Origin of the sequence: Gottfriedia sp. NPDC057948 (assembly GCF_042887255.1) — a bacterium.
Taxonomy (GTDB): domain Bacteria; phylum Bacillota; class Bacilli; order Bacillales; family Bacillaceae_G; genus Gottfriedia.
In genome coordinates this window covers 1-16025 of sequence record NZ_JBHVPN010000003.1, presented here as the reverse complement: position 1 = coordinate 16025, position 16025 = coordinate 1, and the positions used below count along the sequence as shown (strand labels likewise).

The window sequence follows — 16025 nt, the reverse complement described above, 5'->3', positions numbered from 1 at the left end:
AATGACAAAACAGCAAATAAAATTGCTGTTTCTACAATTAAAAAAGTCAAATCTGCTTACCTTTTACTTAAAACGAAAATTGCTAAACAATAGACAAAAACGGGCTATTCATTACTGGGGGTGATGACAACCACTGGTACTCCCCCAATTAAGGAGCTTAATACTTTCCTACAAAATAGATGTTATTTGAAAAAAGTGATCGCTAAATTTCTATTGGGCGATCACTTTTTTTATTAAAATTTACATCTCATTATAACTGCCCATATTTCTTCATTTTGTTATAAAGTGTCACCCTGGAAACACCAAGCATTTTTGCAGCAGCTGATTTATTTCCATAAGTTACTTTTAGGGCATGTATTATTAGTGACTTTTCATCCCCTTCGTGTAATTCTGCTTCTCCGAGAATAGGAGATTGAGAATTTGTGTGTCTTTTAAAAAATTCATTTGGCAATTGTTCAGATTTGATTATATTATCATCTGTAAATATCATTACTCGCTCAATTATATTTCTTAGCTGCCTGATATTGCCGTTCCAAGGAAAATGCATGAATGTTACCATCACTTCCGGAGAAATGACTGGAACCGGCTTCCGGTATTTGATGGAAAACTCTTTTAAAAATAATTGGACAAGTTCGGGAAGGTCTTCCTTTCTGTCTCTGAGGGGCGGAATAGGGATCGTAACCACATTTAACCGATAATATAAATCTTCACGAAATAAACCTTCTTCCACCATTTTCTCCAAATCCCTGTTAGTTGCTGAAAGAATTCGCACATCTATTGGAATAGGTTGGTTTCCGCCAACTCGATAGTATTGTTTCTCCTGCAAGACACGCAGCAATTTTACTTGAAGCTCTAATGGCATTTCCCCAATTTCATCGAGAAATAATGTTCCACCCTTTGCTGTCCCTATTTTTCCTAGCTTCCCTTCTTTTATTGCCCCTGTAAATGCACCTTTTTCATAACCAAATAATTCACTTTCAAAAAGCGCCGAGGGAATGGCCCCGCAGTTAAGATCAATAAATGGTCCTTTTGAACGGGGACTTGCTTTGTGAATAGCCTGTGCAAACAACTCTTTACCAACACCGCTCTCACCAGTAATCACGACGGTTGCATCTGTATGGGCGACTTTCTTGGACAAAGAGATGGACGTTTTTATCGCTTGGCTTCTTCCCTTTATTTTGTGGAAGGGATCGATAATATCTTTGTTCCCAATCTGATTTTCCAAATCTTGAATATACGCAGTAGTAGTTGTAAGTTCATTATTTAGTTTTACAATTTCTGTAATATCACTTTCAACGGAAATCCCGCCTACCACCTTATCCGTGATGAATATTGGTAAGGTGTTAATTAATACATGGACATCTTCCTGCGGCTGGTTATAATGCCGAATAACCCCTTTTCCTTCCTTCATTGTGGACATTAAAACTACTGAATCCTCTTTAAAGCGATTTGTAATTTTAGAGCCGATCATTTCTTCAGCAGAAGTTTTGTACAAATCTTCTGCCTTAGGATTCCATGCAACAACTTTTCCATCGCTGTCTACTATTGTAATGGCATTATCTACGGCACGCAGAAGCGTCTGATAAACACCTGAAAGCTTTTGCCACTCTTGAAAAATAGCATTTATTAATGTAGTAAAGGGGACCCTGCGCACTTGCCTTCCAGCTTCATCAACAAGAACAATATCTTGGTCTAGAACTATTTCTTCAACCTCTGAGAGCAAGGTGTCGATAGAGAATTGTTTTATTTTTTCTGTATGAATCTCCTCATCTAAAGGAAGGGAAATGGACAGAAGTGAAACTTTTTCTTTTAACATAACCAATCACCTTATCACTGTTTAATGGTTTACAAAAGTGTTTACATTTTACACTCCGTTTACACTTTTGTAAATATATAGTTTACACATTTTTCGAAAAATCAAGTATAAAGTAGTCTTTTAAGTTGGCACAAAAATTGCATTTAAATAAAGCAACAAAGAATTTGAGGGGGGGAAAACATGCAATCTTATAAACACGAACCTTTTACAGACTTTTCAAAAGAGGAGAATATAAACGCTTTTAATCAAGCATTAGATCTTGTAAACACACAGCTTTGGAAAGAATATCCCATAACCATTGGCGGGGAAAAAATCATAACGGATCACAAAATCACATCATTTAACCCTGCTAATAAAAATGAAGTGGTTGGGGTTGTTTCAAAAGCAAGCAAAGATTTGTAGCAGGAAAATATGGGAGGAATCAATATGATATTGAAAGATTTTTTTATGGCCTTATCACAAAACCAATTTCTTAACAGTGCAGCTAAAAAGTATGGTTTAAAAATGGGGGCGCAAAGTGTTGTAGCTGGTACAAATATTGAAGAAGTAATTAAAAGCATTAATGAGCTAAATAAACATGGGATCTCATGTACGGTCGATAACTTAGGGGAATTTGTCTTTAAAAAGGAAGAAGCAATCCAGGCTAGAGAACAAATTCTGAAAGTCATCGAAGCTATTCATAAGAATAAAGTAGATGCACATATCTCGTTAAAACCGACTCAATTGGGCTTGGACATTGAGTACTCTTTTTGTTTGAGTAATTTAAAGGAAATTGTTCACCAGGCACATCAATATGGGATTTTTGTTAATATTGATATGGAAGATTATGGACACTTAAAGCCTTCGTTTGATCTTTTAGATGAGCTTTCTTTGGAGTATGATAATGTAGGAACCGTTATCCAGGCATACTTCTATCAATCACAAGAAAATCTCGAAAAGTATAAAGATTTTCGCCTTCGTATTGTAAAAGGTGCATATAAAGAGCCTGAGGAATATGCGTACCAAGACAAGAAAGATATTGATAAAAACTTTATTAAGTTGATAGAATGGCACTTGTTAAATGGAAAATTCACTTCTATTGCAACACATGACCACAAAATCATCCAACATGTTAAAGATTTTGTAAAAAGAAATAATATTCCGAACGATAAATTTGAAATCCAAATGCTGTACGGCTTCAGAAAAGACCTTCAATTGAAACTAGCAAGTGAAGGATGCAATTTCTGCACTTATGTGCCATTTGGAAAGGACTGGTACGGTTACTTTATGCGTCGGCTTGCGGAAAGACCACAAAACTTAAACCTAGTAGCAAAACAGGTCTTTAATAAAAAAAACAACACCATGATTGGCTTAGCGGTCGGTGCCTTTACATTAGGAAGATTATCTAAAGTAAACAAGAAAAAACAGAAATAATAAAAAAATAAGGTGTTCATAATTTAAAGCGAAGTTGGCTGAATTCACAACAACAACAAACTTGCATGAATTTCATTGTGATCATTATGTAGTGTGTTATATTGTAAAAAATGTGAATGTGTAGCAAGAGATCGTATACCAGTAACAATCTATTTAATAATAAAACTAGTGATCGAGTTCTCCCTGTTTTTTACAATTAATTTGTATTCGTTTTTGTTTAATGAGGTGATTTAATTACTATCATTTCTTAATTAATTTACATTAGAATAGGTACTTCTCAGTGTTCAAACAAAGCTTTTCTTATCGAGCTAACGCTAGCATTATTTCAATACGACATTATTTCAATAAGATCGTAAAAGGACTGTCAAAATTTGTAATAATCCCCTTATAGTAGACAGTTAAAAGAAAGGTGCTGTACTGTCTACTATAGGGGGAATTTTTTATGGGGAAAATTAGAAAGACATATGATAAAGAATTTAAGCTTCAAGCGATTAAGCTGTATTATGAAGAAGGAATGGGCGCTAATAGTATTGGTAAGGAATTAGGGATTGGTATTTCAATCGTTAAACGATGGATTAACCATTATAAAAGAGAAGGCATCCAAGGACTTGAAGAAAAACGTGGCAAGGCAACAGGATTTAATAAAGGCAGACCTAGGATTGAACCATTAAGTGATACAGAGAAGATCCAAAGATTAGAAGCTGAGAACGCATATTTAAAAAAGCTCTTAGCCTTGAAAAAGGAGATGATACAAAAAAGAAAGCCTTAGAATATAGTGTTATTTATGAGCTGAAAACAAGTTATCCTGTTGTCCTACTTTGTAAGATTGCAGGGGTTTCTAAAAGTGGATTTTATAAATGGGCTAGAAAAAAAGAGTGTCCTTCAACAAAGCAAATTGAAGATCAATTTATAGTTTCTAAAATCAAAGAATGCCACCAAGATCCAGACATAAATGAGAGCTTTGGATATGTACGAGTTAAAACATGGTTGAAGAAAGTTCACGGCTTGGTAGTAAACCATAAGCGAGTATACAGACTTATGAAGGAAAATGGAATTCAAGCTAAAATCCGTGTGAAAAAATGGAAGCATTTTGGACGAAAGGAAAAATACGTTATCTCTAATAATTATTTAAATCGAGAGTTCAACACAAAAGATCCGAATAAGAAATGGGTAACTGATATAACTTACCTTATATTTAACGGGAAACGATTATATCTTTCCGTTATTCAAGATCTGTATAATAACGAAATCGTTTCTTACCAAATCAGCGAAAGAAACGATTTAAAGCTAGTTTTAGATACAGTAAAAAAAGCACGAAAAAAAAGAGATGTACGCGGACTCCTATTACATAGTGATCAAGGATTCCAATACACCTCAAAAAGATATAACCTAACACTTAAAAGATACAATATAAACGCAAGTATGTCTAGAAAAGGAAATTGTCTGGATAATGCATGCATTGAAAGCTTCTTCAGTCATTTTAAAACCGAGTGTTTTTACCGCTATCAGTTTAATGATCAGAACCAGGTTGAACATGCGGTAAAGCGATATATTTGGTACTACAACAATAAAAGATTTCAAAAGAAATTAAAATAACCTTAGCCCTATTGAATACAGGGCTAAGGCTGCTTAAAACACCTTTTTTATTAGTGTCTACTTGACAGGGGTAAGTCCAATTTAGACAGTCCTTTTTCAAATATTAAATTTCTAGATTTTACTTTTTAACAGAACCTTGATAAAAGAATGTAACTTAGTGTGAAAAATTTAGTACAGCGACCGCTTGGTTTAATGGACTTAATTGAACTAAAATTATTCATAATTACTGTATAAGACTCGACTCTGAATTTAATAGATTGAGGGTCTTTTTTACTTTCAACAGATGGATTTGAAAATAAACATTTGAATAGTCTACTTTTACTCAATTCCACCCATCTTTAGGATAAATTTCATGGAAATTACTATCAGTTAGCCAAAAGTGCCGTCCTATTTTCATAGTCTGACGATCAAAAAAGGATATTTCTGATATAAAATTGAATACTTAATTGGGACTTTAAGCTTAAAAATTATTTAAATGAGAAGGATGATCTAATTTGACTTTAAATTTAACATTTATGAATAATCAAGATTTTCAGAGGTTCCTAGAAATAGCAACTGTGAATTTTGCGAATAATAAAGTGAAAAATGGAAGTTGGAAAGAAGAAACAGCTTTAGAACAATCTAAGGCAGCATTTCAATCTTTATTGCCAGAAGGTGAAAATACTGAAAATAACTATTTGAAAAACATCGTTTTAAATGAAGAAACGATTGGTTATATCTGGTATTCTATTAATAAAAAACAAGAGCCAATTTATGCTTATTTATATGAAATTCTCATTTATCCAGAATATAGAGGACAGGGATTCGGTAAAGAAACGATGGGTATGTGTATAAAAGAAATTAATGAATTAGGGGTAGATGACGTTTGGCTTCACGTTTTTGGTCATAATCAAGGTGCATTGAATCTATATCAACAACTTGGATTTGAGATAACCGATTATAACTTAAAGGTTAGTTCTTCACGTTTTAAATAAAATCAAAAGAATAAATTAATAGTTTGAAAGGAGCTGATTGTCATTCAGCCCCTTTTTTCAAACACAGTTGTTGAATTGTAATTAGTTAAATCTGTTTGTCGAGATATTGAGCTAGAACCTTCAAACCAGAATCTAAATCCTCTAAAGATTGAGTAGAAGAAAGTGCAATACGTAAATACTTTTCAGAAGAAGATTGTCCACTTAGAAAACGATCTGAATGAAACACACGTACACCTAGTTTTTTCAAATCTGCTTCTAAGTTTACCCCATTACTATGACTATGAATAGGAAGCCAACGGTAAAAACTAAGTGGATGACCAATCTTATTTACAGGGAAATAGGATGAATAAATATCGTTTACATTTTCAGCTAACTGTTTCTTTTGTTGAACGATTTCATGCGCTTTACCTGATAAGATTAGCTCAGTAATTACTTCTACATCAAGTGATGATGTTTTTACGTTAAGATTAAAAATAGCCTTCAAAATTTTTTCGCGTAGTGCATCCCCAAAAACTATGTAAGCAACTCTCAAACCAGAACAGATGGACTTGGATGTACCACAAATATATACGCTTTGTTCTGGAAGTAGGTTATACATCGGTTGTTTGTAATCTGAAATTACTCCCGCAGTTATAAATGCATGTATATCATCTTCGATTAAAATTAATCGATGCTTCCTAATTACAGAAGCTAGTTCAAGTTTTCGAAAGTCAGAAATCATAATAGTAGTAGGGTTACTACAAGAGGGCATTAGGAATATGCCATGTATATTTAATTGGCTACATTGCTTTTCAAGTTCATCTGGCAACATTCCAAATTGGTCGGAATGAATAGGAACTAATTGAATGTGAAGCGTTTTTGCTAACTCTATAAAATTCGAAAAAGTGTAAAAGTCGGTTGCAATACGATTACCTGGCTCAAATAAACTTGCTAAAGCAATGACCAAAGCGTTTTGAGTACCAGATACAATCGCTAAATTATCTTGAGCAGCTTTAATACCGAAAGCTTCCATCCAGTTTAGTGCAGCTGCCTTGTGATGTGGTATTCCGGTAGGATCATTATAATTTAATAATTGATCTAAATAGCTTTTACTGACTACTTTCTGGATTGCTTCAGTTACAATACTATTCGTTTGTTCAAAAGAAGCTACAAAGCCAAGATCAATACTATTTGCTGTTTTATCTGTTGAAATCGTGATTGAATGGGCTGCATTTGGAGCAACAAAAGTTCCACTTCCTGTAATCGCATAGATTAGACCTTTTATTTCACATATTTTGTAGGCTCGAGTGATTGTCGTAAAATTTAAGTCAAGAAAATCAGCTAATTCGCGTTGAGGTGGTAACTTTGTACCAGGTGCTAGAAAGCCATTAATAATATCTTGTTCTAGTTGTAGTGCAATGGAATTATAAAAAGGACGTTTTAAAGACGATTTATCAGGTTTCCAAGACATTGGGTAATGTTCAAATGAATTTACTGGCATATACTTCACCTCTATTGTTTAATTCCATACAATTATATCATTTTTGTATGGAAATCAAAAAATACAATTCTATACATAATTGAGTAGAAACTTTGTAACCATTCTTAAAACTGTACTTGATTTAATTTTTAGAAAATTGTAATCCATACAATTATTTCGTTTTTTGTATGGATTCTGTATGTTAAATTATAATAAATTTAACGATACAGGATGTGAAGCTATGAAAAAGGGGAACAAACTTTGGATGGCATTTCGATTTGCCTTTCCACACACGATACCCATTTTTGCAGGATTTTTATTTTTAGGGATAGCATATGGGATTTTTATGAACTCTTTAGGATTCAGTGCCATTTATCCGATTTTGATGGGGCTAACAATCTTTGCTGGATCGATGGAATTTATTGCAGCAAACTTATTACTGATGGGTTTTAATCCAATTAACGCACTGTTACTAACTTTAATGGTGAACGCGCGACATTTGTTTTATGGAATCTCAATGTTAGATAAATATAAAGGCACTGGAAAGAAAAAAATCTATTTAATTTTCGGACTATGTGATGAGACTTTTTCGATAAATTATACCGCTGATATACCAGATAGCGTGGATAAGAGTTTGTACATGTTTTTTGTTACATTCCTTAATCATTTGTATTGGGTAATCGGTGCAGCAATAGGAGGAATTTTTGGATCACTTGTAAAATTCAATACTAAGGGACTTGAATTCGTCATGACTGCCCTTTTTGTTGTTATATTCATTGAGCAGTGGAAAAAAGAGACAAAACACATTAGTGCAATAGCAGGGGTTGGTCTTTCAACCATTTGTCTTATTATTTTTGGTGGAAATAACTTCATTATTCCTGCGATGCTCTCAATTCTTATTACACTTAGTGTACTTAGAAAACCATCTAAACCTTCTAAGAAAGTCGAGGTATCACTATGACGATGAATATATCCCAGCAAATTATCACAGTCTCAATGGTTGTTTTAGGTACAATGCTTACAAGATTTCTTCCATTTATCATTTTTCCACCGGGGAAAGTTACACCGAAGTATGTACAGTATTTAGGTAAAGTCCTACCGTCTGCAGTAATTGGACTATTGGTCATCTATTGTTTTAAAAATGTAAATTTACTTACTGGAACTCACGGTATTCCAGAGCTTATTTCAGTATTTGTAGTAGCGATTCTCCATTTATGGAAAAGAATGATGCTTCTTTCGATCGCAGGAGGTACGATTGTATATATGATTCTTGTGCAATTAGTTTTTTAATGAAAGAGGAGTGAAATGATGAAAGAGTATAGATGGAGTAATGAACAAATTAGAAACCAAGTAAATGTTCTTGATGGAGTAATTAATCCACATATCATTTTAAAAAATGCAACGTATTTAAATTCATATTTGAACCAATGGCTCCATGCAAATATTTGGATTTATCAGGATCGGATTGTTTATGTAGGAGAAGCACTTCCAGAAAACTTGAATGAAATTGAAGTAGTAGATTGTGAAGGGCAGTACATAGTACCAGGTTATATTGAACCTCATGCTCATCCATATCAGCTCTATAATCCTCTTACTCTAGCAAAGTATGCTGGACAATTCGGTACAACAACATTAATTAACGATAATCTAAAATTATTCTTAGAATTGCCTAGTCATGCTGCTTTTGAATTATTGAATGATTTTAATAATATCCCATCAAGCATGTATTGGTGGTGTCGTTTCGACGCACAAACTGAATTTCCGAACAATGATGAGCTATTTAATTCGGAAGATGTTATGTCTTGGCTCGAAAATGAATTAGTCTTACAAGGTGGAGAACTAACTGCGTGGCCAAAGCTACTAAACGGTGACAACCAAATGCTTACCTGGATACAGGAGACAAAGAAATTAAATAAGAAAGTGGAAGGGCATTTTCCTGGAGCTTCAGAACGCACTTTAGCTAAGTTAATGTTATTAGGTGCAGATTGTGATCATGAAGCAATGACAGGAAAGGAAGTACTTTCGCGTTTAATGCAAGGCTATATGGTTTCATTAAGACATTCTTCGATACGACCTGATTTAGAAGTACTTTTAAAGGAAATTAAAGAGCTTGGCATTCAAAAATTTGATCGTTTTTTCTTTACGACCGACGGTTCACATCCTTATTTTTATGAAAAAGGAATGACTGATGAATTAATAAAAATAGCAATCCGTCACGAAATACCGTTAATTGAAGCATATAATATGGCAAGTTATAATGTAGCTTGCTATTATAATATGGAACATTTACATGGTTCAATTGCCACAGGAAGAATTGCAAATATTAATCTACTAGAAAATAAAGAAAACCCAACACCTTTAAGTGTATTAGCAAAAGGTAAATGGATCAAGAAAGATGGGAATCTTATCAATCAATATTTGCCGATCGATTGGGAGAAATATCAATTTTCTAGACTAGATTTAAAGTGGACTTTAGAAAAAAAGGATCTGAGTCTTTCAAGCTCATATGGTATAAACTTGATAAATAATGTTATTACAAAACCATATGAAAGTATGATTGATGTAGAAAGTGATGTATTATCATACGAACATGATGAATGTTTTCTTTTAATGGTTGGAAGAGATGGTTCTTGGAGATTAAACACAGTAGTGAAAGGATTTGCTCAACATATGGGTGGATTTGCAAGTTCTTATTCTGGTACTGGAGACATAATAATCTTAGGGAAAAGAAAGTCCGATATGTTGAAAGCTTTTGAAAGAATGAAAGAAATAGGTGGTGGCATGGTACTGGTTGAAGAGAACAAAGTTGTTCACGAAATATCTTTAGCTTTAAAAGGTAGCATGTCTGAATTAGACATGGACAGTCTAATAAAAGTTGAGAAAAAGATGATCGAATTGTTAAAAGAAAAAGGATATAAATACGACGATCCTGCTTTTACGCTATTATTCTTTTCTGCAACCCATTTACCATTTATTCGATTAACTCCAAGTGGATTATATGATGTGAAAAATAAAGAAATTCTAGTTTCTCCAACAAATAGGGAAACTGCATATTAATAGAATTAAAATTGGAATAATTTTTAAAATCTTAACAAAAAACATAAAATATAAAGCTGTATCTAAGGCATGAATCCGAAAATTAATCTGATTCATGCTGTTTTTTTATTTGCTTTATTTAAACTCACAATAATGAAAAGAAACAAAGAAGCGCATACTAATCAAGATAATTTTAGAGTAAAAGATGGTAGGATGATTTATCAAAAATAGTTTTGGTTTTTAGCGAAGGGATGAAAAATAAGTGGATCATTTAAATGGAAGAAACGAAAAAAAATAACAAAAAAACAGGTTGTTTTTATTTTATCTATTATCAATTAAAAAAGTCTCGATTGTAAAATATGCGCTTAAGTGAAGAACCTAAGATTAAGTTAATGCTCAAAAAGAAGATGATTTCTGTTTCTACAGGTTCATCTTTTTTATTTTAGATTGCTTCTATATAATTCTTTTGAACTTTTGTTCAGCTAAAATTTAATTATTTGAAGTAAACTTATGCTAAACTTTAAATATTTTATTTTTTAAATCTCTTTACTTTTTAATAAACTTCTTGATACAATAGCTTTCCGTCTGAAAATTCGGCTATTTATTTATATAAAGGGGGTAGAAAAATGTCTACACAACAATTTAAAGAAGAACTTCAGTATTTAAACACAATTTTATCTGAAATGGAACGGCAGCTAACGAAACTTGAAGGAATTCCCGTTTATACTGGAAGTGATGTAACCGAACAAGTACTTGAAGGCATTCGAGATACAAATCGAAGAAATCTTCGCTTAGCTAAAAACGAACCATATTTTGGGAGAATGGATTTTCAAGAGGAACAGAAAGATTCGGTACCAGTTTACATAGGAAAAGTAGGAATATCAGAACAAACTACAGAAAATCCATTGATAATTGATTGGCGTGCTCCAATTGCAAGTATGTTTTATTCGTTTACAGGAGGAGACAATCCTGCTTATTACGAATCTCCGGAAGGGATTATCGAAGGTATAATCTATTTAAAACGAAATATAGTAATCCGCAAAAAAAATCTCCAACGCGTAGTTGATACATATGTAAAAGGCGATCAAGATGTATCAACTACTGATGATTTTCTTCTATATCGATTAAGTGAAAACAAAGATAATCGCTTAAAGGATATTGTATCTACTATTCAATCTGAACAAAATGATATTATTCGTTCATCCAAAAATACACCTTTAGTCATTCAAGGAGTAGCAGGAAGCGGAAAAACAACTGTTGCTCTTCATCGACTTGCATTTCTTATTTACCAATACCGTGAAACATTAAGGGCAGATAAAATGATTATTTTTGCACCTAATAACATGTTTCTAGATTATATTTCAAATGTTCTTCCAGAATTGGGTGTAGGCGGCATTCAACAAACAACATTTTCTGATTGGGCATTAAATACCCTCGACCATGAAGTAAAACTAAAGGATTCATCAGAAAACCTAAATAAATGGTTCGCAACTGGAGCAAACCGTCTTGAAATCAATCATAATAGTCCAGGTAAATGGAAAGGCTCAACTCATTTTATGTCATATATTGATCGCTGCATGGATATGTATGAAGCCTCAGCAGTTCCTGAAAAAGATTTCAAACCTTGGAAAAAGAGAATGATTGAGAAAGAAACACTTAAACATTGGTTTAGTATTGAATATAAACATTATCCACTTGCTAAACGGAGAGAACGTATTGTTGCAAGGCTTAAGAAATGGATTGATAATGAGCTAAAGGTTATAGAAGAAACGAATATAAGAAAAGAGAAAAAGAAAAAAGCTACTCAATATCTGAATTCTTATATGAAACAATGGCCAAAACATACTGCACTTTCTTTCTATAAATCTCTATTCCCAACAACAAAGGATGCTTCTATTGTAGACGAAATTCCAGCAGATATTATTAAATCCACATCTTTAAATTGTAAAAAGAAAGAGATGGATCAGGAGGATTTGGCTCCGCTAGTCCATATTCACAATCGTCTTTTTGGAATTGAATCAAAGCAAAAGTTCCATCATGTAATAGTAGACGAAGCCCAGGATTTTTCACCTTTCCAAATTGCATTATTAAATAAGATGACGCTTGGAAATTCGTTTACCATTCTCGGCGATTTATCCCAAGCCATTCACGAGTATCAAGGGATTAATACTTGGGATGAATTTTTAGAAGTATTTAATGAAAAAGAAGTAACCTATTATGAGTTAAATAGAAGCTATCGTTCTACAATGGAAATTATTCATTTTGCGAATGAGATTATTAAAAAAGCAAATATACCAGTTAGCCTAGCAAATCCAGTATTTCGAAGTGGAGAACAAGTTAAAATACAAGAAGTAGATCATACAAATCGAATTCAAGTAATCATTAGTGCCATCCATCAATTAAAAAAGGATAAAATGGATACAATTGCAATAATTGGCCGTACTGAGGATGAGTGTGCAATTTTACATAATCAATTATCTGCAGCTGGGGAAGAAGTATCCTTTATTCATTCAAAAGAGAGAAAATACGAAGGTGGAATTTCAGTAGTACCAGTGTATCTTTCTAAAGGACTTGAATTTGATGCTGTACTACTTGTTGATGTAGATGATGTGCATTATGAACAAACCAAACAAGACGCAAAGTTACTTTATGTTGGATGTACTCGAGCACTTCACAATTTGATCGTATTATATTCTGGAAACAAATCTCCACTGATTGGAAAATCATCACTTCAGATTGTTTAACTCCAGTGCAGTGCTAATTATTTTGCTCAATTATTTAATACAAATTACAAAAGAGCATCGATTTTACAGATCGATGCTTTTTTATTTTGACTCGTATGAACTTTCTAAAACTTTTAAAACATTTTCAATTTCCTAAAAACAAACATATAATTCTTCTATTATTGTAAAAAATCTCCTAAAATATGGTAAATCCTACTCTTTTCAACAAGATTAGTAGACTATTAATATTGAAGTATTAAATAAAAAGTAGGTGATCATCATCGAGACAAATCAAGAAGTCGTATTGTATTTGAAGGATTTAAAAAAGGACTATGGTGCAAAAGCGGTTTTAAAAGGAATTGATTTAACTGTTCATCGTGGTCAAATTATTGGCTATATTGGACCAAATGGTGCAGGTAAAAGCACGACTATAAAAATTTTACTAGGACTAGAAGGAAATTACTCTGGGAATGTTGAGATTTTTGGGGAAGAAATTTCAGATCAGAATGTTGAATACAAGAAAAAAATCGGGTATGTTCCAGAAATTGCTGAACTATACGATAATCTTACCGCTAGGGAGTATTTAACATTCGTTGGCGAGTTATACGGAATGGATTTTGATGAAGCTGATGAGAAGGCTAAGAAGATGATGAAGGTATTTGGTTTGGAGGAAGTTTACTTATCCCGAATTGCTTCATTTTCAAAGGGGATGAGGCAAAAAGTCCTAATCATTTCAAGTTTAATACATAATCCTGACCTATTGTTTTTGGATGAGCCACTAAGTGGGCTTGATGCAAATAGTGTGATGGTATTTAAAGAAATTCTAGATATTCTAGCTGCCAATGGAAAAACGATTTTTTATTCATCTCATATTATGGATGTTGTAGAGAAAATAAGTAATCGCATTATTTTGATTAATGATGGTAAAATCGTAGCAGATGGTAGTTTTAAAGAATTAAAGGAGCAAAATGAAGAGGGATCATTGGAACAGATTTTCAATCAGCTTACAGGGTTTAATGAACATCAAGCTTTAGCTGAGGAATTCGTATCCATTGTTAAAGGGGGATAACGATGAAGGATTTCCCTATGTTAAAAATCTTAGATTTTTTCCGACCATTATTTGAATTGTTTGGTGTTGAATATCCTATCATGCGTAAAATTTTAGCAGTAAAATTAACAATGGATAGTCGTCGGACACCGACCATTTTTAATCAAAACAACAAGAAAACAAAGAAAGATGAAGAAAATGGAATCACAAAATCATTAGGAATATATGCTTTACTTAGTTTGATGCTTATTCCATTAGTGCTGTTTGGAAAAAGTTATGTATATGAAATGAGCGCTTTTTTTGGCATTATTATGTTCCTCATTATGACATCAATGATTTCGGATTTTTCAAATGTCTTACTTGATGTAAAAGATAAGGGGATTCTTCATACAAAACCGATTGGAAAAAAGACAATTACTGCTGCAAAAATGGTACACATATCAATCTATCTTTTATTAATAACGACATCAATTACAGCTTTGCCAGTAATAGTTGGGACATTTAGACATGGAATTTTATTCTTAATTTTGGCGATTGTAGAGCTACTTCTTGTCAATTTATTTATAGTTGTCTTAACGTCGATGATTTATTATTTCATTTTAAGATTTTTTGATGGTGAGAAGTTAAAAGATATTATCAATTACGTCCAAATCGGATTATCAATTTCAATTGCTGTAGGTTATCAACTTGTTGGTAGAGCATTTAGTTTTGTAAATCTAGATATGTCATTTTCGCCAACTTGGTATCATTTTCTTATTCCACCTATTTGGTTCGGAGCGCCATTTGAGTTGATTTTAAATCGTAACACAAGTACATATCTTACAGGATTTTCTATTTTAGCCGTAATAATCCCTATTATTGCAATCATGTTATATAGTTTATTGATCCCGTCCTTTGAGAAAAATCTTCAAAAATTATCAAATAATAGTGGTATTAATAGAAAAAAAGACAGTAAGTGGAAGCATTGGCTGACTAAAGTATTTTGCACTAATACTGAAGAAAAAGTATTTTTTAGATTTGCAGATAATATGATGCGAAACGAGAGGGAATTCCGTTTAAAGGTTTATCCATCATTGGGATTATCACTCGTTCTTCCATTCGTTTTTCTATTCAATCAATTACAAATTTCTTCCTATCATCATATCGTTTCAGGTAAAAGTTATTTAACGATTTATTCATCGTGCTTAATCATTCCGAATGCAATCGCAATGCTAAAATATTCCGGGAAATATAAAGGAGCCTGGATCTATAAAACAGCGCCAGTATCAAACCTCGCACCATTATATAGTGCAACTTTAAAGGTATTTATCGCAAATCTATATTTTCCTGTCTATTGTATTTTAAGTATAATTTTTATCGGAATCTTTGGTATTAAAATCATTCCTGATATATTAGTTGTTTTTGTAAGCTCAATTTTATATACAGTAATTTGCTCAAATTATCTTAAAGGATCACTTCCATTTTCAGAGTCTTTTGAGGATGCTCAACAAAATTCTGGTATTAAAATAATGATTGCCTTAGTGTTAGGGGGGATTTTAGCTTTAATTCACTGGGGGATAACTTTTATTCCATTTGGTGTAATGATTTATTTAGTCTTGCTAATTATTGTGACTTTCTTTTCATGGAAGCACGCCTATAAAACGATTTGGAATTTTTGAAACGAAGAATTGTAGATTATTTATTATGACAAATAAAGTAGAGAGCACAATGCTTTCTACTTTTTATATTTTATTATTTTCCGACAGAAGCCTCCCTCTTCAATCGTGTGAAGGGCAAAGCCTAACGATAAGGGGGAGATGAATGTCGGTTGGCGATAGCCAAAACTTTCCTCTCCATGATACAATAGGAACAAATGTTCTTGTAATGTGAGGTGAAAAACAGTGTTAGTCAACAAGGCTTACAAATTCCGTATTTATCCGAATAAGGAACAAGTGGTTCTTATCAATAAAACAATCGGATG

The 16025-nt window shown here is 32.8% G+C and carries 13 protein-coding genes and 1 pseudogene; 12 read left to right on the top strand and 2 right to left on the bottom strand.

Annotated elements, in window-relative coordinates; genetic code table 11:
- Positions 1 to 250: 250 nt before the first annotated feature.
- Complete coding sequence (locus ACFVRR_RS06605; protein ID WP_387326106.1) at positions 251 to 1816, bottom strand: sigma-54 interaction domain-containing protein; 1566 nt, start codon at positions 1814 to 1816, stop codon at positions 251 to 253.
- Positions 1817 to 1996: 180 nt separating this feature from the next.
- Here ACFVRR_RS06605 and ACFVRR_RS06600 point away from each other — a divergent pair.
- The 5 genes and pseudogenes from ACFVRR_RS06600 to ACFVRR_RS06580 form a co-directional block, all read left to right on the top strand.
- A pseudogene (locus ACFVRR_RS06600) lies at positions 1997 to 2215 on the top strand (L-glutamate gamma-semialdehyde dehydrogenase); the annotation flags it as partial.
- A 27-nt stretch (positions 2216 to 2242) separates the two neighbouring features.
- A complete protein-coding gene (locus ACFVRR_RS06595) occupies positions 2243 to 3229 on the top strand; it encodes a proline dehydrogenase family protein (RefSeq protein ID WP_387326104.1) in 987 nt (328 codons plus the stop codon).
- 442 nt (positions 3230 to 3671) lie between these two features.
- Positions 3672 to 3998: a transposase gene (locus ACFVRR_RS06590; protein ID WP_387326101.1), complete on the top strand. Its 327-nt coding sequence runs from the start codon at positions 3672 to 3674 to the stop codon at positions 3996 to 3998.
- Positions 3941 to 4825, top strand: coding sequence for an IS3 family transposase (locus ACFVRR_RS06585; RefSeq protein ID WP_387326914.1), 885 nt, complete (start codon positions 3941 to 3943; stop codon positions 4823 to 4825). The genes ACFVRR_RS06590 and ACFVRR_RS06585 overlap by 58 nt, the downstream gene beginning before the upstream one ends.
- Before the next feature lie 494 nt (positions 4826 to 5319).
- On the top strand, positions 5320 to 5799 hold the full coding sequence (locus ACFVRR_RS06580) for a GNAT family N-acetyltransferase (protein WP_387326098.1): 480 nt from the start codon (positions 5320 to 5322) through the stop codon (positions 5797 to 5799).
- 85 nt (positions 5800 to 5884) lie between these two features.
- Here the strand turns inward: ACFVRR_RS06580 and ACFVRR_RS06575 are convergent, their stop codons facing one another.
- Complete coding sequence (locus tag ACFVRR_RS06575) at positions 5885 to 7279, bottom strand: aminotransferase-like domain-containing protein (protein WP_387326095.1); 1395 nt, start codon at positions 7277 to 7279, stop codon at positions 5885 to 5887.
- A gap of 220 nt (positions 7280 to 7499) precedes the next feature.
- On the opposite strand from ACFVRR_RS06575, the gene azlC reads away from it, so the two are divergent.
- The 7 genes from azlC to ACFVRR_RS06540 form a co-directional block, all read left to right on the top strand.
- On the top strand, positions 7500 to 8219 hold the full coding sequence (gene azlC, locus ACFVRR_RS06570; RefSeq protein ID WP_387326092.1) for an azaleucine resistance protein AzlC: 720 nt from the start codon (positions 7500 to 7502) through the stop codon (positions 8217 to 8219).
- On the top strand, positions 8216 to 8548 hold the full coding sequence (locus ACFVRR_RS06565) for a branched-chain amino acid transporter permease (RefSeq protein ID WP_387326089.1): 333 nt from the start codon (positions 8216 to 8218) through the stop codon (positions 8546 to 8548). Before azlC ends, ACFVRR_RS06565 begins: the two co-directional genes overlap by 4 nt.
- Positions 8549 to 8566: 18 nt before the next feature.
- Positions 8567 to 10315: an adenine deaminase C-terminal domain-containing protein gene (locus tag ACFVRR_RS06560; RefSeq protein WP_387326087.1), complete on the top strand. Its 1749-nt coding sequence runs from the start codon at positions 8567 to 8569 to the stop codon at positions 10313 to 10315.
- A gap of 605 nt (positions 10316 to 10920) precedes the next feature.
- On the top strand, positions 10921 to 13038 hold the full coding sequence (locus tag ACFVRR_RS06555; protein WP_387326084.1) for a HelD family protein: 2118 nt from the start codon (positions 10921 to 10923) through the stop codon (positions 13036 to 13038).
- 289 nt (positions 13039 to 13327) lie between these two features.
- Positions 13328 to 14086: an ABC transporter ATP-binding protein gene (locus ACFVRR_RS06550; protein ID WP_387326081.1), complete on the top strand. Its 759-nt coding sequence runs from the start codon at positions 13328 to 13330 to the stop codon at positions 14084 to 14086.
- A 2-nt stretch (positions 14087 to 14088) separates the two neighbouring features.
- Complete coding sequence (locus ACFVRR_RS06545) at positions 14089 to 15723, top strand: hypothetical protein (protein ID WP_387326078.1); 1635 nt, start codon at positions 14089 to 14091, stop codon at positions 15721 to 15723.
- A gap of 222 nt (positions 15724 to 15945) precedes the next feature.
- On the top strand, positions 15946 to 16025 hold an 80-nt coding region (locus ACFVRR_RS06540), incomplete at its 3' end, for a helix-turn-helix domain-containing protein (protein WP_387326911.1).

Excerpts from the sequence above, each read along its gene's own strand:
- ACFVRR_RS06605 (WP_387326106.1), bottom strand. The coding sequence starts at position 1,816 with ATGTTAAAAGAAAAAGTTTCACTTCTGTCCATTTCCCTTCCTTTAGAT.
- ACFVRR_RS06590 (WP_387326101.1), top strand. The coding sequence starts at position 3,672 with ATGGGGAAAATTAGAAAGACATATGATAAAGAATTTAAGCTTCAAGCG.
- ACFVRR_RS06565 (WP_387326089.1), top strand. The coding sequence starts at position 8,216 with ATGACGATGAATATATCCCAGCAAATTATCACAGTCTCAATGGTTGTT.
- ACFVRR_RS06555 (WP_387326084.1), top strand. The coding sequence starts at position 10,921 with ATGTCTACACAACAATTTAAAGAAGAACTTCAGTATTTAAACACAATT.
- ACFVRR_RS06545 (WP_387326078.1), top strand. The coding sequence starts at position 14,089 with ATGAAGGATTTCCCTATGTTAAAAATCTTAGATTTTTTCCGACCATTA.
- azlC (WP_387326092.1), top strand. The coding sequence starts at position 7,500 with ATGAAAAAGGGGAACAAACTTTGGATGGCATTTCGATTTGCCTTTCCA.
- ACFVRR_RS06560 (WP_387326087.1), top strand. The coding sequence starts at position 8,567 with ATGAAAGAGTATAGATGGAGTAATGAACAAATTAGAAACCAAGTAAAT.
- ACFVRR_RS06575 (WP_387326095.1), bottom strand. The coding sequence starts at position 7,279 with ATGCCAGTAAATTCATTTGAACATTACCCAATGTCTTGGAAACCTGAT.
- ACFVRR_RS06595 (WP_387326104.1), top strand. The coding sequence starts at position 2,243 with ATGATATTGAAAGATTTTTTTATGGCCTTATCACAAAACCAATTTCTT.